Source organism: Actinophytocola xinjiangensis (genome assembly GCF_001921215.1).
Classification (GTDB): Bacteria; Actinomycetota; Actinomycetes; order Mycobacteriales; family Pseudonocardiaceae; genus Actinophytocola; species Actinophytocola xinjiangensis.
This window is the reverse complement of sequence record NZ_MSIF01000021.1, coordinates 100,006-119,864: the sequence shown is the minus strand read 5'-3', so window position 1 is coordinate 119,864 and position 19,859 is coordinate 100,006. Positions and strand designations below refer to the sequence as shown.

17 protein-coding genes are annotated in these 19,859 nt (G+C 72.1%); 10 read left to right on the top strand and 7 right to left on the bottom strand.

What is annotated here, in order from left to right:
- Nucleotides 1–99 precede the first annotated feature (99 nt).
- From BLA60_RS31710 to BLA60_RS31695, 4 genes are read left to right on the top strand one after another with little or no spacing between them, the layout of a single operon-like run.
- Nucleotides 100–1,236, top strand: a complete 1,137-nt coding sequence (locus BLA60_RS31710) for an ABC transporter ATP-binding protein (RefSeq protein ID WP_075136712.1) — start codon at nt 100–102, stop codon at nt 1,234–1,236.
- On the top strand, nt 1,233–1,901 hold the full coding sequence (locus tag BLA60_RS31705; protein ID WP_075136711.1) for an ABC transporter permease: 669 nt from the start codon (nt 1,233–1,235) through the stop codon (nt 1,899–1,901). Before BLA60_RS31710 ends, BLA60_RS31705 begins: the two co-directional genes overlap by 4 nt.
- Entirely contained in the window at nt 1,898–2,590 is a 693-nt protein-coding gene (locus BLA60_RS31700; protein ID WP_281257493.1) for an ABC transporter permease, read from the top strand. Before BLA60_RS31705 ends, BLA60_RS31700 begins: the two co-directional genes overlap by 4 nt.
- Before the next feature lie 11 nt (nt 2,591–2,601).
- Nucleotides 2,602–3,516 carry an ABC transporter substrate-binding protein gene (locus BLA60_RS31695; RefSeq protein ID WP_075136709.1) on the top strand — a complete coding sequence of 305 codons (915 nt, stop codon included), beginning with the start codon at nt 2,602–2,604 and terminating at the stop codon, nt 3,514–3,516.
- Between the two features lie 76 nt (nt 3,517–3,592).
- On the opposite strand, the gene BLA60_RS31690 is transcribed toward BLA60_RS31695, so the two are convergent.
- Together BLA60_RS31690 and BLA60_RS31685 are read right to left on the bottom strand one after the other, a co-directional pair.
- The gene (locus BLA60_RS31690) at nt 3,593–4,615 is read right to left on the bottom strand and encodes a hypothetical protein (RefSeq protein ID WP_075136708.1); all 1,023 of its coding nucleotides are present in this window, start codon (nt 4,613–4,615) and stop codon (nt 3,593–3,595) included.
- A gap of 29 nt (nt 4,616–4,644) precedes the next feature.
- A complete protein-coding gene (locus BLA60_RS31685; protein WP_075136707.1) occupies nt 4,645–5,418 on the bottom strand; it encodes an IclR family transcriptional regulator in 774 nt (257 codons plus the stop codon).
- Nucleotides 5,419–5,495: 77 nt separating this feature from the next.
- Here BLA60_RS31685 and hutH point away from each other — a divergent pair, with 77 nt between their 5' ends.
- The 5 genes from hutH to hutI are packed head-to-tail and all read left to right on the top strand — an operon-like array spanning nt 5,496 to nt 12,280.
- Nucleotides 5,496–6,992 (top strand): histidine ammonia-lyase, encoded by a 1,497-nt coding sequence (gene hutH / locus BLA60_RS31680; protein WP_075136706.1) that lies wholly within the window; start codon nt 5,496–5,498, stop codon nt 6,990–6,992.
- Complete coding sequence (gene hutU / locus BLA60_RS31675) at nt 6,989–8,644, top strand: urocanate hydratase (RefSeq protein WP_075136705.1); 1,656 nt, start codon at nt 6,989–6,991, stop codon at nt 8,642–8,644. The genes hutH and hutU overlap by 4 nt, the downstream gene beginning before the upstream one ends.
- On the top strand, nt 8,641–9,834 hold the full coding sequence (locus tag BLA60_RS31670; protein WP_075136704.1) for an allantoate amidohydrolase: 1,194 nt from the start codon (nt 8,641–8,643) through the stop codon (nt 9,832–9,834). Before hutU ends, BLA60_RS31670 begins: the two co-directional genes overlap by 4 nt.
- Nucleotides 9,831–11,141: a formimidoylglutamate deiminase gene (locus BLA60_RS31665; RefSeq protein ID WP_075136703.1), complete on the top strand. Its 1,311-nt coding sequence runs from the start codon at nt 9,831–9,833 to the stop codon at nt 11,139–11,141. Before BLA60_RS31670 ends, BLA60_RS31665 begins: the two co-directional genes overlap by 4 nt.
- Nucleotides 11,135–12,280 carry an imidazolonepropionase gene (gene hutI / locus BLA60_RS31660; protein WP_075136702.1) on the top strand — a complete coding sequence of 382 codons (1,146 nt, stop codon included), beginning with the start codon at nt 11,135–11,137 and terminating at the stop codon, nt 12,278–12,280. The genes BLA60_RS31665 and hutI overlap by 7 nt, the downstream gene beginning before the upstream one ends.
- Nucleotides 12,281–12,287: 7 nt before the next feature.
- Here hutI and BLA60_RS31655 read toward each other — a convergent pair whose 3' ends face one another.
- Genes BLA60_RS31655 through BLA60_RS31645 form a run of 3 tightly spaced genes read right to left on the bottom strand, consistent with a single transcriptional unit; the run spans nt 12,288 to nt 14,751 of the window.
- Entirely contained in the window at nt 12,288–12,494 is a 207-nt protein-coding gene (locus BLA60_RS31655) for a hypothetical protein (RefSeq protein ID WP_075136701.1), read from the bottom strand.
- 50 nt (nt 12,495–12,544) lie between these two features.
- Nucleotides 12,545–12,730, bottom strand: coding sequence for a hypothetical protein (locus BLA60_RS31650; protein ID WP_075136700.1), 186 nt, complete (start codon nt 12,728–12,730; stop codon nt 12,545–12,547).
- 20 nt (nt 12,731–12,750) lie between these two features.
- Complete coding sequence (locus BLA60_RS31645) at nt 12,751–14,751, bottom strand: glycogen debranching N-terminal domain-containing protein (RefSeq protein WP_075136699.1); 2,001 nt, start codon at nt 14,749–14,751, stop codon at nt 12,751–12,753.
- A gap of 47 nt (nt 14,752–14,798) precedes the next feature.
- Between BLA60_RS31645 and BLA60_RS31640 the strand changes: the two genes are divergently transcribed.
- Nucleotides 14,799–15,791, top strand: a complete 993-nt coding sequence (locus BLA60_RS31640; protein ID WP_075136698.1) for an aldo/keto reductase — start codon at nt 14,799–14,801, stop codon at nt 15,789–15,791.
- Nucleotides 15,792–15,829: 38 nt separating this feature from the next.
- Here BLA60_RS31640 and BLA60_RS44650 read toward each other — a convergent pair whose 3' ends face one another.
- Both BLA60_RS44650 and BLA60_RS31635 read right to left on the bottom strand, forming a co-directional pair.
- The gene (locus BLA60_RS44650) at nt 15,830–16,006 is read right to left on the bottom strand and encodes a DUF6104 family protein (RefSeq protein ID WP_170108424.1); all 177 of its coding nucleotides are present in this window, start codon (nt 16,004–16,006) and stop codon (nt 15,830–15,832) included.
- 3 nt (nt 16,007–16,009) lie between these two features.
- On the bottom strand, nt 16,010–19,810 hold the full coding sequence (locus tag BLA60_RS31635; RefSeq protein WP_075136697.1) for a multifunctional oxoglutarate decarboxylase/oxoglutarate dehydrogenase thiamine pyrophosphate-binding subunit/dihydrolipoyllysine-residue succinyltransferase subunit: 3,801 nt from the start codon (nt 19,808–19,810) through the stop codon (nt 16,010–16,012).
- Between the last annotated feature and the right edge of the window lie 49 nt (nt 19,811–19,859).

Here is a 19,859-nt window from a genome sequence, read left to right as displayed (position 1 = left end):
CGTCACATGGTGAGATCGACTGCCGGTGTCGGTGCCAGAGGCTAAGGTCGTCGACCTACGGCCGGCAGGTGGCCGTTCCGACCCGTAGGAGTCTCGAGCGTGATCGAGTTCCAGGCCGTGACGAAGCGTTACCCCGACGGAACCGTCGCGGTCGACAGCCTCGATCTCACGGTGGAGGACGGCAGGATAACGGTGTTCGTCGGTCCCTCCGGTTGCGGCAAGACGACGTCGCTGCGCATGATCAACCGGATGATCGATCCGACGTCGGGCACGATCCTGTTGAACGGCAAGGACATTCGCGAGTCCGACCCACCGCTTCTCCGTCGTGGCATCGGTTATGTGATCCAGCACGCCGGCTTGTTCCCGCACCGCACGGTGTTGGACAACGTGGCGACGGTGCCGCTGCTCAGTGGCGTCGACAAGCGCACGGCCCGCTCGCGGGCGGCGGAGTTGATGGAGCTGGTCGGGCTGCCCTCGACCATGGCCAAGCGCTACCCGGCGCAGCTGTCCGGTGGCCAGCAGCAACGGGTCGGCGTGGCTCGTGCGCTGGCCGCCGACCCGCCGGTGCTGCTGATGGACGAGCCGTTCAGTGCGGTCGACCCGATCGTGCGCGACGACCTCCAGCAGCAGCTGCTGCGCCTGCAGTCCGAACTGGACAAGACGATCGTGTTCGTCACCCACGACATCGACGAGGCGATCAAGCTCGGCGACCGGGTCGCGGTGTTCCGGGTCGGTGGGCGGCTCGCCCAGTACGACTCGCCGTCGGCGTTGCTGGCCAAGCCGGCCGATGACTTCGTGTCCTCGTTCGTCGGCCGGGACCGGGGTTACCGTGCGCTCGGCTTCCTGACCGCCACGGGCATTCCGGTCGGCGAGGTGGCGACCGTGCGCGCCGGCGACGCTCCCGAGCGGGCTCGGGAGGCGCTCGTGGACGGCTGGGCGGTCGTGGTCGACGAGCAGAACCGCCCACTCGGCTGGGTTTCCGCGGACCTTCTGTCCACAATGGACAAGTCGGTCGACACCGAAGCCCTGGTGTCCGGCGGCTCACTGTTCGAAGTGGACTCCTCGGCCGGCGGAACCGCCGGCTCGCTGCGCAACGCGCTGGACGCGGCGCTGAGCTCCCCGGCCGCCGTGGGCATCGCGGTCGACGGCACCGGCGCGGTCGTCGGCGGCGTGACCGCCGACACCGTGCTCTCGGCGCTGGCCGACGCGCGCAGCTCCGGCGAGGTCCCCGGATGAACATCGACTGGCCGTGGCCCTGGCTGGAACGCAATCTCGACGACATCGCGGAGGCCACCGGGCAGCACCTGTACCTGGCACTGCTCCCGGTCCTCGTCGGACTGGTGATCTCGGTGCCGCTGGGCTGGGCGGCCAGCCGGTGGCGACTGGCCAGGGGGATCCTGGTGCCGCTGGCCGGCGTGCTGTACACGATCCCGTCGCTGGCGCTGATCACCTTGGTGCCGCTGGCACTGGGCACGAAGATCATCGACCCGCTCAACGTGCAGGTCCCGCTGGCCATCTACACGATCGCGCTGCTGGTCCGCTCGGTGTCCGACGCGCTGCGCGCGGTGCCGGGTGACGTCATCGCGGCGGCCACCGCGATCGGCTACCGCCCGGTGCGCCAGTTCCTGTCCGTCGAACTGCCGCTGGCCGTGCCGGTGATCATCGCCGGCCTGCGGGTCGCGGTGGTCTCGGCGATGAGCCTGACCGCCGTCGGCGCCCTGGTCGGCATCGGCGGCCTCGGCCAGCTGATCACCGAGGGTTTCCTGCGTAACAACGGGGTGGAGCTGGTCGTGGCGATCGTGCTGATCGTGGTGATCGCGCTGCTCATCGACGCGTTGCTGCTGCTGGCCGGGCGCGTGATCACGCCATGGACCAGGGCCGGCCGGGGGGTGAAGGCGTGAACTCCGCGTTCAACTGGCTGTTCGACCCCGACCACTGGAGCGGGCCGACCGGCTTCCCGGCCAGGATCCTCGAACACCTCGGCTACACGGGCCTGTCGGTCCTCATCGCCGCGCTGATCGCGGTGCCCGTCGGCGCCGTCATCGGCCACACCGGCCGAGGGACCTTCCTGGTCGCCGGTCTGTCCAACGGCCTGCGCGCCCTGCCGGAACTGGGCCTGCTGACCCTGCTGGTGCTGCTCACCTATGTGGGCCTGCTGCCGGTGGTGGTGTCGCTGGTGGTGCTGGCGCTGCCGCCGGTGCTCGCCGGAACGTACGCCGGCGTGCGCAACGTCGACCGCTCGGTCGTCGACGCCGCGCGCGGCATGGGCATGCGCGGCCCGTCGGTCCTCTGGCGCGTCGAGCTGCCCAACGCCCTGCCGCTGATCGTCGGCGGCATCCGATCGGCGACGCTGCAGGTCATCGCCACCGCGACCATCGCGGCCTACGTGTCGCTGGGCGGCCTTGGCCGGTTCGTCATCGACGGCAACAACGCCGGCCCCGGGTCGCCCGACGGCTACCCCCAGATGGCGGCCGGTGCCGTGGCGGTGGCCGCCCTGGCGTTGACCGTCGAAGGCGTTCTGGCGCTCGCGCAGCGTCTGGTCGTCTCACCCGGCCTGCGGGCCACGAATTTGGTAGGGAAGAACACGTGAGGAGACTGGGAATGAAGCGCGTACTCGCCGGCCTGGCGACCGCGGCGACGGCGCTGGTACTGGCCGCCTGCGGTAGTTCCGACCCCCTGGCGGAGGATTCCGGCGATTCCGGGGACTCCGGCTCGAAGGAGACCATTTCGATCGGCTCGGCGGACTTCCCGGAGAGCCAGCTGCTCGCGGAGATCTACGCCCAGGCCCTGGAAGGCAAAGGCGTCACCGTCGAGCGGCAGTTCAACCTCGGCAGCCGGGAGAAGTACTTCGACGGACTCAAGGACGGGTCGATCGACCTGATTCCGGAATACACCGGTGTGCTGCTCCAGTTCGTGAACAAGGACGCGAAGGAGGTCGAGTCCGAGGAGGTGTACGCGGCGCTGCAGACGGCGCTGCCGGAGAACCTCATCGTGCTGGAGAAGGCCACCGCCGAGGACAAGGACGCCGTGGTCGTCACCCGCGAGACCGCCGACAAGTGGAGCCTCAAGTCCATCGACGACCTGGTCCCGCACTGCGGCGAGGTCGTCTTCGGCGGCCCGACGGAGATCCAGCAGCGGCCCGACGGTATTCCCGGCATCCAGTCGACCTACGGCTGCACCTTCAAGAGCTTCAAGGCGTTGCAGCCCGGTGCCATCACGACCAAGGCGCTCGTGGACGGGACCGTCCAGGCGGCCGACATCTTCACCACCGACTCGGCCATCGAGGCCAACGACCTGGTCGTGCTGGAGGACCCGAAGAACAACTTCGCCGCGCAGAACGTGGTGCCGCTGGTGAACAAGGACAAGGCCAGCGCGGTGGTCACGGACACGTTGAACGCCCTCTCGGCGAAGCTGGACACCGAGACGTTGCTGGACCTGAACGCGCGGTTGAACGCCGAGGACAAGCCTGACTACTCCGACGTCGCCGAGGAGTGGTTGGCCGAGATCGGGGTCTGATCGTTCGTCCCGCCTGACGGGCAGGACCAGGACACGGCCGTGGACCGTCCACAAGGGACGGCCACGGCCGTGTCCGCTAGAAGGGGTGAGCGTACGGGGCGCTGCTCACCTGGTCGTGGATCGCGCGGAGAGCGGGCTCGCGGACGGCGGGCAGGCGCGCGAGCCTGTGCAGGAAAACTCCCCCGTCGGGTCGGAAGGCCGTGCGGGGGAGCAGCGGTCGCGGTGCGTCGCGGGGGTGGTCGACGGTCGCCGGAATCGACGGCCGTTCGCGGTGAAACGCCAGGACCGTCCAGATCTCGAACGCCAGTGGCACGGTGTCGGCCCTGCCTGGTGACCGCCAGGGCTGCCCTGTCCACGGATGCCGGGGAACCAGGGCCAGGTCGACGGCGGGATCGGGCGCGGGCAGGCCAGGGCCGGCCAGCGCCGCCCGCTTCGCCGGTGGGCCAGGGGGAAGCAGTGCCTCGAGGACGTGGCGGAGCATCGTCGCGACGAGGCCGTCGGGAACGGTGACGGGTCGTCCCGACGAGAGGGCCACCAGGTGGGCCAACGCCTTGCCCGCCTCGGCCGCCCAGCGCGGGCTCCATTCCCCGGAGGGGTCGACGGGGGGAACGTCGTCCGGGACGAGGTCCGGGCTGGTGGGGGCGTCGGTGGGGATGCGGTGGACCGCACCCGGGTCCAGCCACACCGCCTGCCAGCGTGCGCAGTCGTCGACGCGGGTGGCCACCGCCCGGTCGCACCGGGCGCAGGCCAGGTTGGGTCCGCTGCGCTCGTCGAGTCCGCAGCAGCCTCCGTCGAGCTGTCTCGGGATCAGGACCGTGCCGCGCGCGTCACCGGGCGCGATGACGATCGCTCCCGCCGGGCCGAAGGACAAGGCGGGGACCGGTGCGTACACGCCGTGGGCCTCGGGCGAATCGACCTCGGTCCACGGATGCCAGGGCGGTCCGAACGGTTCCGGGTCGACCGCGTAGGTTCCGGACCGCATGAGTACGGGGAGCAGTAGCCCGTTCCCCACTGTCTGGTGGGCGTGGCTCGGGAAGCTGACCCGCGTCAGCGGGGCGGTCAGCGCGGCATCGCACCCGTCGCACGCGAACGACTCCATCGCGACAGGGTACGTCGGCGGGCGGGGGCTCAACCGCCCAATCGGGTACTCAACAACCCGGCGGCCCACGCGGTGTCCCCGGCCAACCCGGCCCAGCTCTCCCCGCACTCGTCCGCGCACTCGTGCCGGAACGTCGTGCTGATCGCGGCGATCGGATGCCCGCCGCGATCGACCACCGCCACCGCCACCGAGGCGAACCCCGGCGTCACGTAGCCGTCCTCCACGGCCCACCCCCGCTGCCGCCCCGCACTCAGCAACCTCCGCAGCGCCGGCAGGTGCCCCGGCCCCCGGCCCGTCCGATCGACGAACGTCTCCCGCGAAGGGAACAACGCCCGGACCTGAGCCGCCGGCAGCAGCGCCAGCATCGCCCGGCCCGACGCCGGCAGGTGGGCCGGCAGCCGCACCCCGACGTCGGTCACCACCGTCGGATGGGGATGGGGCGGCTGTTCCCGCAGCAGGTACAGGGTCTCCCGGCCGTGGAGCACCCCCAGGTGCGCGGTCTGCCCGGTGCGGGCGATCAACGCCCGCAGCACCGGCCGCGCCAACCGTTCCAGCGGGTCGTGGCGCAGGTACGCCGTCCCCAGCTCGAACGCCGCCAGGCCGAGGCCGTACCGGCGGTCCTCCGGCAGATGGGTCACGAAGCCGGCCGCCACCAGCTCCGCGAGCAGGTGGTAGGTCGTCGACCGGGGCAGGTCGAGTTCGCGGGCCACGGCACCCGCCGTGACCGGGCCGGGGCGCGTCGCCAGCAGGCGCAGGACCGCCAGGCCTCTGCGCAGCGCGGGGACGTCGGTACTGGATCCCATGGGGACAGTCTGGGATACCAGACCCTGTCCGCGCCTCCCGGGTCGTGCCAGCGGCTCGATCGCGCTGTGATGGACGCATGGTCGTGATCGACGGCGGGCCGCTCACCCGCGAACAGGTCGTCTCCGTGGTGCGGGGGCGGGTGCCCGTGCGACTGGGGGACGCGGCCCTGGACGGCATCGCCAAGGCCCGGGCCCACATCGAACAACTGGCCGAGGCGGTCACCCCCACCTACGGGGTGTCGACCGGCTTCGGGGCGCTGGCCACCCGCCACATCCCGCCGGAGCGGCGCGCGGCCCTGCAACGCTCGCTGGTGCGCTCGCACGCGGCGGGCGCCGGGCCGATGGTCGAGCCGGAGGTGGTGCGGGCGCTGATGCTGCTGCGGCTGCGCACCCTGGCCACCGGACACACCGGGGTGCGGCCGGCGACGGTGACCGCGCTGGCCGGCATGCTCAACGCCGACCTCGTCCCGGTCGTGCACGAGTACGGGTCGCTGGGGTGCTCGGGCGACCTCGCGCCGCTGTCCTCGGTCGCGCTCGCGCTCATGGGGGAGGGCGAGGTGCTCACCCCCGACGGGCCGCGACCGGCGGCCGAAGCGCTGCGGGACAACGGGATCACGCCGGTCACCCTGGCCGAGAAGGAAGGGCTGGCGCTGATCAACGGCACCGACGGCATGCTCGGCATGCTGGTGCTCGCCCTCGACGACCTCACCCGGCTGATCGACATCGCCGACCTCACCGCCGCGATGAGCGTCGAGGCCCTGCTGGGCACCGACCGCGCGTTCGGGGACGACCTCCAACGGCTGCGGCCCCACCCCGGCCAGGCCACCAGCGCCCGGCGGATGACCGACCTGCTCGCCGGGTCGGCGATCGTCGCCTCGCACCGGGGGCCGGACTGCAACCGGGTGCAGGACGCCTACTCGCTGCGGTGCGCGCCGCAGGTGCACGGGGCCGCGCGGGACACGGTCGCGTTCGCGCAGGTCGTGGCGGACCGGGAGCTCGCGTCGGCGATCGACAACCCCGTGGTGCTCGGCGACGGGCGGGTGGAGTCGAACGGCAACTTCCACGGGGCGCCGGTCGCCTACCCGCTGGACTTCCTGGCCATCCCGGTCGCCGACCTGGCCAGCATGGCCGAACGGCGCACCGACCGTATGCTCGACGCCACCCGCAGTCACGGGCTGCCCCCGTTCCTGGCCGACGACCCCGGTGTCGACTCCGGACACATGATCGCCCAGTACACCCAGGCCGCCATCGTCTCCGAGCTCAAGCGCCTGGCCGTCCCGGCCAGCGTGGACTCCATCCCCAGCTCGGCCATGCAGGAGGACCACGTCTCCATGGGCTGGTCGGCCGCCCGCAAACTCCGCACCGCCATCGACGGGCTGACCACCGTCCTGGCCGTCGAACTGCTCACCGCCGCCCGCGCGCTGGACCTGCGGGCACCGCTGACCCCCGCGCCGGCCACCGCGCGGGTCGTCGCCGCACTCCGGGAGCGGGTGCCGGGGCCGGGACCCGACCGGCACCTCGCCCCCGAGATCGCCGCCGCCGAGGACCTCATCCGAGAGGGGAACCTGCCGTGACCACGCCAGGACCACGACCCGTCCGCGCCGCCAGGGGCACCGCCAGGACCGCGAAGTCCTGGCAGACCGAGGCCGCGCTGCGGATGTTCCACAACAACCTCGACCCGGACGTGGCCGAACGCCCCGACGACCTGGTCGTCTACGGCGGCACCGGCCGCGCCGCCCGCGACTGGGGCAGCTTCGAGGCCATCACCCGCGAGCTGACCACACTCAGTGAGGACGAGACGCTGCTGGTGCAGTCCGGCAAACCCGTCGGTGTGATGCGGACCCACGAGTGGGCGCCGCGCGTGCTCATCGCCAACTCGAACCTGGTCGGCGACTGGGCGACCTGGCCGGAGTTCCGCCGCCTGGAGTCGCTCGGCCTGACCATGTACGGGCAGATGACCGCCGGCTCGTGGATCTACATCGGCACCCAGGGCATCCTGCAGGGCACCTACGAGACCTTCGCCGCCGTCGCCGCCAAACGCTTCGGCGGCAGCCTCAAGGGCACGCTCACGCTGACCGCCGGCCTCGGCGGCATGGGCGGCGCGCAACCGCTGGCCATCACCATGAACGAGGGCGTCGCGCTGTGTGTCGAGGTCGACCCGGCGCGGGCGCACCGACGGGTGGCGACCCGCTACCTCGACGAGGTCGCCGACGACCTCGACGACGCCGTGCGCCGCGTCGAGCAGGCGAAACAGGCCGGGCGGGCGCTGTCGGTCGCGGTCATCGGCAACGCCGCCGAGGTGCTGCCGGAACTGCTGCGCCGAGGCGTGGAGATCGACGTCGTGACCGACCAGACCTCCGCGCACGACCCGCTCGCCTACCTGCCCAAGGGCGTGGGCCTCGACGACTGGCACGACTACGCCGCGCGCAAGCCCGACGAGTTCACCGACCGGGCCCGCGACTCGATGGCCGAGCACGTCGACGCCATGATCGGCTTCCTGGACGCGGGTGCGGAGGTGTTCGACTACGGCAACTCGATCCGGGGCGAGGCCAAGCTCGGCGGCTGCGAGCGCGCGTTCGACTTCCCCGGGTTCGTGCCCGCCTACATCCGCCCGATGTTCTGCGAGGGCCGGGGGCCGTTCCGCTGGGCGGCGCTGTCCGGCGACCCGGCCGACATCGCGGCGACCGACCGGGCGATCCTGGACCTGTTCCCGGACAACGACTCCCTCGCCCGGTGGATCCGGCTGGCCGGCGAACGCGTTGCCTTCCAAGGACTTCCGGCGCGGATCTGCTGGCTCGGCTACGGCGAGCGGCACCTGGCCGGGCTGCGGTTCAACGAGATGGTCGCCAGCGGCGAGCTGTCCGCGCCGGTCGTCATCGGCCGCGACCACCTCGACTGCGGCTCGGTCGCCTCCCCGTACCGCGAGACCGAGGCGATGGCCGACGGCTCGGACGCGATCGCCGACTGGCCGCTGCTCAACGCCATGGTGAACACCGCGTCCGGCGCGAGCTGGGTGTCGATCCACCACGGCGGCGGCGTCGGCATCGGCCGGTCGATCCACGCCGGGCAGGTCACCGTCGCCGACGGCACGCCGCTGGCCGGCCAGAAGATCGAGCGGGTGCTCACCAACGACCCCGGCATGGGCGTGATCCGCCACGTCGACGCCGGCTATCCGGAGGCGGTCGAGGTCGCCGACGCCCGCGACGTCCGCGTCCCGATGCGATGACCGGGTCCCTGGACGCGCTGGCCGGCGTCGGCGCCGACCCCCGGCGCGGCGGGTACTCCCGGCACGGGTTCGACCGCGCCGACCTGGAGCTGCGCGAGTGGTTCACCGAGCAGGCGACCCGCCGGGGCCTGGACGTGCACACCGACCGCAACGGCAACCTGTGGGCGTGGTGGGGGGCGCCGGGGCCGGACGCGGTCGTCACCGGCAGCCACCTCGACTCGGTGCCCGGCGGCGGCGCGTTCGACGGTCCACTCGGCGTGGTGAGCGCCCTGGAGGCCGTGGATCTGATGCGCGCCAACGGGTTCACGCCCGGTCGGCCGTTCGCGGTGGTGGTGTTCGCCGAGGAGGAGGGCGGCCGGTTCGGGGTGCCGTGCCTGGGGTCGCGGCTGCTTGCCGGCACGATCGACCCGGACGCCGCCCGCCGGCTCACCGACCCCGACGGCGTGACCCTCGCCGAGGCGGTGGCCGCCGCCGGCCTCGACCCGGCCCGCCTGGGCCGTGACGAGCAGGCCCTGGGCCGGCTGGGCCGGTTCGTCGAGCTGCACGTCGAACAGGGCAAGGGCCTGGTCGACCTGGCCGCGCCGGTGGGGGTCGCCAGCTCGATCCTGGCGCACGGCCGCTGGCGGTTCCGGTTCACCGGCGAGGGAAACCACGCCGGCGCCACCCCGATCGGTGACCGCCGCGACCCGATGCTGCCGGCGGCGGCGCTGGTCGGTGCGGCTCGCCGGGCCGCGCGGGCGGTGGACGGCGCGCGGGCCACCGTCGGGCGCCTGGTCCCCAACCCCGGTGGCAGCAACGTCATCGCGTCCACCGTGGACGTGTGGCTGGACGCCAGGGCGGCCGACACCCCGCGCGCGCGGGCCGTGGTCGACGAGATCACCGCGCTGGCCACCACGGCAGCCGCCGACGAGGGCTGCGAGGTCACGGTGACCGAGGAGTCCTACGGCGACACGGTGTACTTCGACCCGGCTCTGCGTGACCGCCTGGCGGGCGCGCTCGGCGGCGTGCCGGCGTTGCCGACCGGCGCCGGGCACGACGCCGGCATCCTGGCCGGCGCCGTGCCGACCGCGATGTTGTTCGTCCGCAACCCGACCGGCGTGAGCCACGCGCCGGCCGAACACGCCGAACCACGGGACTGCGCGGCCGGTGTCACCGCCCTGGCCACGGTCCTCACGGACCTGACGGCATGAGCGCCGCGTACTGGTGTGAGTACGCGTGGCTGCCGGCGGGGCCGGTGGCGGGGGTCGTCGTGCGGTGCGCGGACGGGCGGATCGTCGAGGTGTCCCTGGCCGAGACGGCGCCGGCCGGGGCGCGGGTGCTGCGAGGGCTGGTGCTGCCCGGGTTCGCCAACGTGCACTCGCACGCTTTCCACCGGGCCCTGCGGGGCCGTACGCACGGCGGCGGCGGCACGTTCTGGACCTGGCGTGACGCCATGTACACCCTCGCCAACCGGCTCGATCCCGACTCCTACCTGCGGCTCGCGACGGCCGCCTACGCCGAGATGGCCGTCGCCGGGGTCAGCGTCGTCGGGGAGTTCCACTACCTGCACCACCCGCCGGGCGGCGGGCGCTACGCCGAGCCCAACGCCATGGGAGAGGCGTTGGCCGAGGCCGCCGCCGTCGCCGGGATCCGGTTGACGTTGCTGGACACCTGTTACCTGGCCGGGGGGATCGGCACCCCGCTCGGACCCGAGCAGGCCCGGTTCAGCGACGGTGACGCGCACGCCTGGGCCGACCGTGCCCGGCCCGGTGTCGACCGGGGCGGCGTGCGGGTCGGCGCGGCCATCCACTCGGTGCGGGCGGTTCCCCGGGGCGCGCTGGCCACGGTCGTCGAGGCCGCCCGGGGGCATTCCCTGCATGTGCATGTGTCGGAGCAGCCGGCGGAGAACGAGGCCTGTCTCGCCGCCTACGGGCGCACGCCGGTCGAACTGCTCGACGAGGCCGGGGCGCTCGGACCGCGCACCACCGCCGTACACGCCACCCATCTGTCCACACAGGACATCGGGTTGCTGGGACGGTCACGGACGGCGGTCTGCCTGTGCCCGACCACCGAGGCCGACCTCGCCGACGGGCTCGGGCCGGCCGGGGACCTGCGGGCCGCCGGGTCGCCGCTGTCACTGGGCAGCGACCAGCACGCGGTCGTGGACCCGTTGGTGGAAGCCAGATCCCTCGAACTCGGCGAGCGTCTGCGCACCGGCCGGCGCGGGCACTTCACCCCCGGCGAACTCGTCGACGCCGCCACCGCCGCCGGCAACGACGCGCTCGGCTGGCCGGGCGGGGGACGCCTGGAACCCGGCGCACCGGCCGACCTGGTGGCGCTCGGCACCCGGTCGGTGCGCACCGCCGGCTGCCGGCTCGACCAGATCGTCCTGGCCGCCACCGCCGCCGACGTGGGCACCGTGGTCGCCGGAGGGCGGGTGATCGCCGTCGACGGGCGGCACGAGACACTCGGCGACGTCGGCGCACTGCTGGACGAGGCGATCGGAGACCTGTGGTGAGTACCCTGATCACCGGTATCGGCGAGCTGACCACCAACGACGAGCCGCCGCCGGCCGACCCGGCGCTGGTCATCGACGGTGACCGGATCGCCTGGATCGGCGAGGCCGGCCAGGCACCGGCGGCCGACGACCGGGTCGACGTCGAGGGCCGGGCGGTCCTGCCCGGCTGGGTCGACAGCCACACCCACCTGGTCTTCGCCGGTGACCGGACCGCCGAGTTCGCCGCCAGGATGGCCGGAAAGCCTTACACGGCAGGCGGAATCGCGGTCACCGTGGACGCGACGCGCGCCGCGTCGGACGAGCAGCTCGCGGGCGTGCTGCGCCGGCACGTCGCCGAGGCGCTCGCGCAGGGCACCACCTACCTGGAGACCAAGACCGGCTACGGCCTGACCGTCGCCGACGAACTGCGCTGCGCCGAGATCGCCGCGCGGGAGGCCGACGAGGTCACCTTCCTCGGCGCGCACCTCGTCCCCCCCGGAGAGTCCACGGAGGACTACGTGGACCTGGTGCGTGGCCCGATGCTCGACGCCGTCGCGCCGCACGTGCGGTGGGCCGACGTGTTCTGCGAGACCGGCGCGTTCGACGAGGACGCCTCGCGCGCGGTGCTCACCGCCGCCGCGCGGCGCGGCCTCGGCCTGCGGGTGCACGGCAACCAACTCGGCTACGGACCCGGCGTGCGGCTGGCCGTCGAACTCGGCGCGGCCAGCGTCGACCACTGCACCTACCTCACGCGGTCCGACGTGGACGCCCTGGCGCAGTCGGACACGGTCGCCACCCTGCTGCCGGCCTGCGACCTGTCGACCCGCCAGCCGCTGCCCGACGCGCGCGCCCTGCTCGACGTCGGCGCCACCGTCGCGCTCGCGTCGAACTGCAACCCCGGCTCGTCCTACACGTCGTCGATGGCCTACTGCGTGACCACGGCCGTGCTGCAGATGCGGATGTCAGTGGCCGAAGCCGTGCGCGCCGCCACCTGGGGCGGGGCGCGTGCACTCCGACGCGAGAACGAGGTCGGACTGCTGCGCACAGGTGCACGCGCTGACGTGCACGTACTCGACGCGCCGTCAGTGACGCACCTGGCCTACCGGCCGGGTGTGCCGCTGACGCACGCCGTGTGGCGGGCCGGGCGGCGAGCCCGCTAGAAGACCGCTAGAAGACGTAGACCCCCATCGCCGCGACCATCATCGTCACCACGATGACGATCAGGGCGATCACCGGCCAGCGCGGACGCGGACCGTAGGTTGGCTCGTCGTCGTCCCAGTCGCTCTCCGGCTGACCGGCGAACGGATCGGTCCCGAACAGGACGGGATCCGGGGTGTCGGAGTGCTGGTGCCTGGACAGTTCTCTGTTGGCCATCGCGCAACCTCCTCGTACCCGGTCAAACGAGTCAGCCGCCGCGATTGTTCCTACCGCCCGACCAGCACCACCACGACGACCAGCAGGACCGCCGCCACCCCGATGCCCAGGGCGATCTGGATCAGCCGGCGGAACGGCAGACCCTCACCCGACGGATCCAGCACGTCACGCTTGTCGTCGGCGTGCGGATTGGCGTCCAGCGGAAGCCACTCGTCGTTCGGATCGGTGTCGGCCACGCCTGGCATTGTCGCGCAGATCAGCCCTCGATCTCCAGGTGGGCCGACGTGTGGACCCGCGCGCGCCCGTCCCCGTCGACCTCGACCGCCAGGTCGTGCCCGGCCACCGACAGCCCCTCGACCCGCAGCGGGAACCACGCCGCGAACTCGGCCGGCGGGGCGACCCGCAGCCGCCCGTTCGGCACGTCGGCCGACAGGCCCAACGCGGCCCGCAGCAGCACCACCGCCGACGCCGCGGCCCACGCCTGCGGCCGGCACGCCGACGGGTAGGCCAGCGGCGGGCCGGCCTGCGCCGGCCAGCCGCCGTACAGTTCGGGCAGGCGGTGGCCGAAACGGGTGCCGGCCGCGACCAACCCGCGCGCCAGCGAGGCCGCCGGCCCGGGATGCCCGGCGCGCACGAGCCCGTCGACCGCGATCGCCGTGTCGTGCGGCCAGACCGAGCCGGTGTGGTAGCCGACCGGGTTGAACGACGGGTGCCCCGGATCCATGGTGCGCAGACCGAAACCACTGTCCAGCAAGCCGATCCGACCGGCCACGGTGGACTCCTCGACGGCGTCCAGCAGCCCGGTCCCGAGCAGGTGCCCGACGTTCGAGGCGAACGTGTCGACCGCCCGCCCGTGCCCGTCCAGGGCGATCGCCGGGAACCCGTCGACCCAGAACTCCCGCCGGAACCGCTCCCGCAGCCCGTCGGCGAACGCGACCGCCGCCCCGGAACCGGGCTCGTTGAACGCCGTCAACAGCGCCGCGCCGTCCAGCGCCGCGCGATGGGCGTAGGCCTGCGCCTCGGACAGCACGATCGGCGGGGCCGCGACGGTGCCCGTACTGTCCTGAATGGAGTCAGGGGAGTCCTTCCACCCCTGGTTGGCCAGGCCACGACCGGTGACATCGCGGTAGGTGAGGAACCCGTCGCCGTGGGCGATCACCCAGTCCACCGCGCGACGCAACGCCGGCAGCAACGGCTCGACCTCGGCCGGCGGCAGACCCCAACGCCACGCGTCGTGCAGCAGGCTGATCCACAGCGGCGTGGCGTCGACCGTGCCGTAGTAGCAGGGCGGCAGCCCGGGCTGGCGGGGCAGGCCGGTGGCCAGCTGGCGGATCTCGTGCAGGATCTTGCCGGGCTCCTCGGCGGTCTCCGGATCGTGCCGCGTGCCCTGGCGGCGGGCCAACGCCCGCAACGTCCCGGCCGCAAGACCGGTCCCCAACGGCAGCGCGAACCTGGCCGCCCACAACGAATCCCGCCCGAACAACGTGAAATACCACGGCGCCCCGGCCCCGGCGAACCGATCGGCCGGCGCGGCCGGGTCGGCGAGCAGCAGCCCCCGCAGGTCGTCGAGCCCCCGCGCGGCCAGCAGCGCCAACTCCGGCTCCCGGCCGCTGACCCGTAACGCCCCGAGATCCCGCGTGCGCGGCGCCGCCACCACGGCGTCCTCGGTGGCGCTGGTGGCCCGGCAGGTGAGCGTCACACTGACCGCACCCCGCGCCGGAACCACCAGCTCCCACTCCACCACCACCCCGTCCGGGTGCGGCTCCACCCGATCCGCCCCCCGATCCACGGCGACCGACGTCGTGACCGCCCCCACGGCCCACTGCGCGACCACCGCGCCGGTGGGGGTGGCTGGGGTGACGGCTGGGGTGGGGTGGTCGTGGCGGATGGCGAGGATGGGGGCGAGGTCGGCCGCCAGGGCGGTGCGCAGGGTCCTGCGGGTGGGGGCGGCGGTGTCGTTGTGCAGGCGGAACGTCTCGGTGAGGGTGGTGGGGGTGAGGGTGCGGTGGCGTTCCAGCCGGACCGACTGGTCGCCGGTGGTGGCGACGAACACCAGCGTCGCCGAGGAGGGCTGCCAGTGGCCAAGGGGGTGCGGCGGGTCGTTGTCGACCGTGGCCGTCAGCTCGCAGAGGTGGCGGACGTCGGCCACCAGCCAGCCCTGGACACCGGACCGGCGCAGCTGCCCGTCGGGGGCGGACAGGACGGCGGCCGGCGCACACACGCCGGTGACGAGATCGGGTGGGAACAGGCGGCTCACGTCGTCGACCTCCGGGGCGGGAGTTGGTCCGGGCCTATGTTGGCATCATGGAGTACACCCAACTCGGCCGTAGTGGTCTGTCCGTGTCCCGGCTCGTACTCGGCACCATGAACTTCGGGCCCGAGACGTCCGAAGAGGACAGTTACGCCATCATGGACCGGGCGCACGAGTGCGGCCTGAACTTCTTCGACACCGCCAACACCTACGGGCAGCGGCGCGGTGAGGGCGTCACCGAGCAGATCATCGGACGCTGGTTCGACCTCGGCGGCGGGCGGCGCGACCGCACCGTGCTCGCCACCAAGCTCTACGGGCCGATGGGGGACTGGCCCAACGACAACCGGCTCTCCGCGCTCAACATCCGGCGCGCGGCCGACGCCTCGCTGCGCCGGCTGCGCACCGACCACATCGACCTCTACCAGATGCACCACGTCGACCGGCGCACGCCGTGGGAGGAGATCTGGGAGGCGTTCACCGTGCTGCGCCAGCAGGGCAAGGTGCTGTACTTCGGCTCGTCGAACTTCGCCGGGTGGCATCTCGCGCAGGCCCAGGAGTACGCGCGGGAACGGCACCTGCTCGGGCTGGTCAGCGAACAGTCGATCCACAACCTGCTCAACCGGTGGATCGAGCTGGAGGTGCTGCCCGCCGCCCGCCACTACGGCATCGGGGTCATCCCGTGGTCGCCGCTGGGCGGCGGGCTGCTCGGTGGGGTGCTGCGCAAACAACGCGAGGGCAGCGCGTCACGCGGGGTGTCCGGGCGGTCGGCGGAGTCGCTGGAAACCCACCGCGCGGCCATCGAGGCCTACGAGGAACTCGCCGCCGACCTCGGGGTCGACCCGGCCGACCTCGGCGTCGCCTGGCTGCTGCACCAGGACGGTGTGACCGCGCCGATCATCGGACCCAGGACCATGGCGCAACTCGACGGGTCGCTGCGCGCACTGGACATCGAGCTGGACGCGGAGGTCCTGGCCCGGCTGGACGACCTGTTCCCGCCGCCCGGCCCCCACGGCGCCAAGCCAGCCCCGGAGGCCTACGCCTGGTGACGAGGAACGGGGCGCCCCCGCTTGGGGCGCCCCGTTCGTCAGTCGTCGTCCTCGTCGTCCCTGGCCAGGTAGGTGGCCAGGCGTTCTACGGCGGTCTCGAACTCCGGGTTGGTGTCGACGAAGTCACGCAGCTTGGCCGCGAGCCAGGCCAGCGTGACCTCCTCGTCGCCTCGGCGGTCCGCCAGCTCCTCCAGGCCCCTGTCGGTGAAGTACATGGGTCAGGAGAACGCCTTCTCGATCAGCTCCCGCTGCTCCACCTCGTGCACCTTGCCCGAACCGGCCGACGGCGCCGACATCACCCGGCGCGAGACCCGCGCCAGCTTCGGCACCTCCGGGAACAGCTCCGGCAGGTGCAGGCCGTAGAACGGCCACGCGCCCTGGTTGGCCGGCTCCTCCTGGACCCAGCGCAGATCGGTGATGTTCGAGTAGCGCTCGAAGATCGCGCCGAGCCGCTTGAGCGGGACCGGGTACAGCTGCTCGACGCGCACCAGCGCCACGTCGGTCAGGCCGCGCTTGGCCCGCTCGGCCGCCAGCTCGTAGTAGAGCTTGCCGGACACCAGCAGCAGCTTGCGCACCGCCGACGGGTCGGTGATCGCCGGGTCGTCGATGATCGAGTTGAACCTCGACTCCTCGGTGAAGTCGGCCACCGACGACGTCGCGGCCTTGTTGCGCAGCATCGACTTCGGTGTGAACACCACCAGCGGCCGGGCGACCCCGTCGAGGGCGTGGCGGCGCAGCAGGTGGAAGTAGTTCGCCGGCGTCGACGGCACCGCGACGGTCATCGAACCCTCGGCGCACAGCTGCAACCAGCGCTCGATGCGCCCCGACGTGTGGTCGGGGCCCTGGCCCTCGTGACCGTGCGGCAGCAGCATCACCACGTCCGAACGCTGGCCCCACTTGGCCTCGCTGGAGGAGATGTACTCGTCGATCACCGACTGCGCGCCGTTGACGAAGTCGCCGAACTGGGCCTCCCAGAGCACCAGCGCGTCCGGGTTGGCCACCGAGTAGCCGTACTCGAAGCCCAGCGCCGCGTACTCGGACAGCGCCGAGTCGTACACCATGAACTTGCCCTGGCCGCCGGACAGGTTCTGCAACGGCAGATACTCCCGACCCGTCCTGCGGTCGATGAGCACCGCGTGCCGCTGCACGAACGTGCCGCGCCGCGAGTCCTGGCCGGCGAGGCGGACCAGGTGGCCCTCCAGGTTCAGCGAACCGAACGCCAGCAACTCGGCGAACGCCCAGTCGATGTCGCCGTCGCGGGCCATCTTGGCGCGCCGTTCGAGGACCGGCTTGACCCTCGGGTGCGGGGTGAACCCGCTGGGCAGGTTGACGTGCGCGTCGGCGATCCGCTCCAGGACCTGCTGGGTGATGGAGGTCGGCAGCTTGGCCGGGACCTGCTGCTCGGACTCGACCGACGGGCTGACCGTGATCGGGTGCCGCTCCAGCTCCCGCACCTCGTTGAAGACGTGCTCCAGCTGGCTGGAGAAGTCCCGCAGCGCCTTCTCGGCCTCCTCGACGGAGATGTCGCCGCGGCCGATCAGCGCCTCGGTGTAGGTCTTGCGGACACTGCGCTTGGCGTCGATGATGTCGTACATCGCCGGCTGGGTCATCGAGGGGTCGTCGCCCTCGTTGTGGCCGCGCCGCCGGTAGCAGACCATGTCGATCACGACGTCCTTGTTGAACGTCTGCCGGTAGTCCATGGCCAGCTGGGCGACCCAGTAGCAGGCCTCCGGGTCGTCGCCGTTCACGTGGAACACCGGCGCCTGGATCATCTTCGCCACGTCGGTCGCGTACTGCGAGGAGCGCGAGTGCTCCGGCGCGGTGGTGAAACCGACCTGGTTGTTGATGATCACGTGCACGGTGCCGCCGGTGCGGTAACCGCGCAGCAGCGCCAGGTTCAGCGTCTCGGCGACCACGCCCTGGCCGGCGAACGCGGCGTCGCCGTGCAGCGCGACCGGGAGCACGGTGAAGCCGGCGCCGCCCTTGTCGAGCAGGTCCTGCTTGGCGCGGACGATGCCCTCCAGGACCGGGTCGACGGTCTCCAGGTGCGACGGGTTGGCCGTCAGCGTCACCTTGGTCTCGCCGTCGCCGAACATGCGGAAGTACTTGCCCTCGGCGCCCAGGTGGTACTTCACGTCGCCGGAGCCGTGGGCCTGGCCCGGGTCGAGGTTGCCCTCGAACTCCTGGAAGATCTGCGAGATCGGCTTGCCGACGATGTTGGCCAGCACGTTGAGCCGGCCCCGGTGCGGCATGCCGATGACGACCTCGTCGAGCTCGTACTCGGCGGCCTTGTCCAGCACGGTGTCCAGCAGCGCGATGACCGACTCGCCGCCCTCCAGCGAGAACCGCTTCTGGCCGACGTACTTGGTCTGCAGGAAGGTCTCGAACGCCTCGGCCGCGTTGAGCTTGGACAGGATGTACTTCTGCACGGCCTGCGGCGGCTTCTCGTGCCGGACCTCGACGCGCTCCTGGATCCAGCGGCGCTCGGTCGGGTCGAGGATGTAGGTGTACTCGACGCCGACCGTGCGGCAGTAGGAGTCGCGCAGCACGCCCAGCACGTCGCGCAGCTTCATCCGCTCCTTGCCGGCGAAGCCGCCGACGGGGAACTCGCGGTCCAGGTCCCACAGGGTGAGCCCGTGGGACAGGATGTCGAGGTCCTCGTGCTTGCGCTGGCGGTAGTTCAGCGGGTCGACATCGGCCATCAGGTGGCCGCGCGTGCGGTAGGTGTCGACCAGACCGATGACGCGGGTGGTCTTGTCGATGTCGCCCTCGGGGATGTCCTCGACCCAGCGCACCGGCTCGTAGGGCAGGCGCAGCGAGGTGAAGATGTCGTCGAAGAAGTTGTCCTCGCCGAGCAGCAGCTGGTGGATGCGGCGCAGGAACTCGCCGGACTCCGCTCCCTGGATGATCCGGTGGTCGTAGGTCGAGGTCAGCGTGATGATCTTGCTGACGCCGAGGTCGACCAGTGCGCGCTCGCTGGTGCCCTGGTACTGGGCGGGGTACTCCATCGCGCCGACGCCGACGATCGCGCCCTGGCCAGGGGGGAACCGGGGCACCGAGTGGTTGGTGCCGATGGTGCCCGGGTTGGTCAGCGAGATCGTGGTGCCGGCGAAGTCGTCGGTGGTCAGCGCGTTGTTGCGGGCCCGGCGGATGATCTCCTCGTAGGCCTGCCAGAACCGGGTGAAGCTCATCCCGTCGCAGTGCTTGATCGACGCGACGACCAGGTTGCGCATGCCGTCCTTGCCGGGCAGGTCGATCGCCAGGCCGAGGTTGACGTGCTCGGGGGTCAGCAGCGCCGGCTTCCCGTTGACCTCGCCGTAGTGGCGGTTCATGCCGGGGAAGTCGGCCAGCGCGCGGACGACCGCGTAGCCGATGAGGTGGGTGAAGCTGACCTTGCCACCCCGGGTGCGGCGGAGGTGGTTGTTGATCACGATGCGGTTGTCGAACAGCAGCTTCGCCGGCACGGCACGGACGCTCGTCGCGGTCGGGATGGTGAGCGAGAGGTCCATGTTCTTGGCGATGATCGCCGACGCGCCCCGCAGCGGCTTGCTCTGCTCGCCGTCGGCCTTGGCGGCTGCCTTGGCCGGTGGCGTCTTGGCGGGTGGTGTCTTCGCCGGTGCCTTGGTGGCGGCGGGCGGCTTGGCGGCGGCGCCGGTGCCGGCCTTGGCGGTGGTCCCGGTGGATCCGGTGGATCCGGTGGTCTGCCGGGGGGCCGCCTTGCCGTCTCCGTCGGCCTTGCCGTCGGTCCGGGTCGGCTTGGTGGTCGTGCCGCCGGCGGGCTTGGTGGCCTGGCCGTTGGCCGAACCGGACTGGGCCACTGTTGTGGGCTTGGTCACGGTGGTGTCGGTGGTCGCCTTGCTCGGGGCCTGTGTCGCGACTCGCTGGGTCGGCTTGTAGTCGGCGAAGAAGTCGTGCCACGCGTCGTCCACGGACGACGGGTCGGCGAGGAACTGTTCGTACATCTCCTCGACGAGCCACTCATTGGGGCCGAACTGCGACGCAGGGCTGCTGCTGGACACGGCAGGCACTCGCCTCTATCTATCTCGATCTGTTACTTAACCGCTGCAT

Bases quoted from the DNA above. Each gene is read 5' to 3' on its own strand.
- BLA60_RS31705 (WP_075136711.1), top strand. From the start codon at position 1,233: ATGAACATCGACTGGCCGTGGCCCTGGCTGGAACGCAATCTCGACGAC.
- BLA60_RS31695 (WP_075136709.1), top strand. From the start codon at position 2,602: ATGAAGCGCGTACTCGCCGGCCTGGCGACCGCGGCGACGGCGCTGGTA.
- BLA60_RS31690 (WP_075136708.1), bottom strand. From the start codon at position 4,615: ATGGAGTCGTTCGCGTGCGACGGGTGCGATGCCGCGCTGACCGCCCCG.
- BLA60_RS31685 (WP_075136707.1), bottom strand. From the start codon at position 5,418: ATGGGATCCAGTACCGACGTCCCCGCGCTGCGCAGAGGCCTGGCGGTC.
- hutH (WP_075136706.1), top strand. From the start codon at position 5,496: ATGGTCGTGATCGACGGCGGGCCGCTCACCCGCGAACAGGTCGTCTCC.
- BLA60_RS31670 (WP_075136704.1), top strand. From the start codon at position 8,641: ATGACCGGGTCCCTGGACGCGCTGGCCGGCGTCGGCGCCGACCCCCGG.
- BLA60_RS31665 (WP_075136703.1), top strand. From the start codon at position 9,831: ATGAGCGCCGCGTACTGGTGTGAGTACGCGTGGCTGCCGGCGGGGCCG.
- BLA60_RS31655 (WP_075136701.1), bottom strand. From the start codon at position 12,494: ATGGCCAACAGAGAACTGTCCAGGCACCAGCACTCCGACACCCCGGAT.
- BLA60_RS31640 (WP_075136698.1), top strand. From the start codon at position 14,799: ATGGAGTACACCCAACTCGGCCGTAGTGGTCTGTCCGTGTCCCGGCTC.
- BLA60_RS44650 (WP_170108424.1), bottom strand. From the start codon at position 16,006: ATGTACTTCACCGACAGGGGCCTGGAGGAGCTGGCGGACCGCCGAGGC.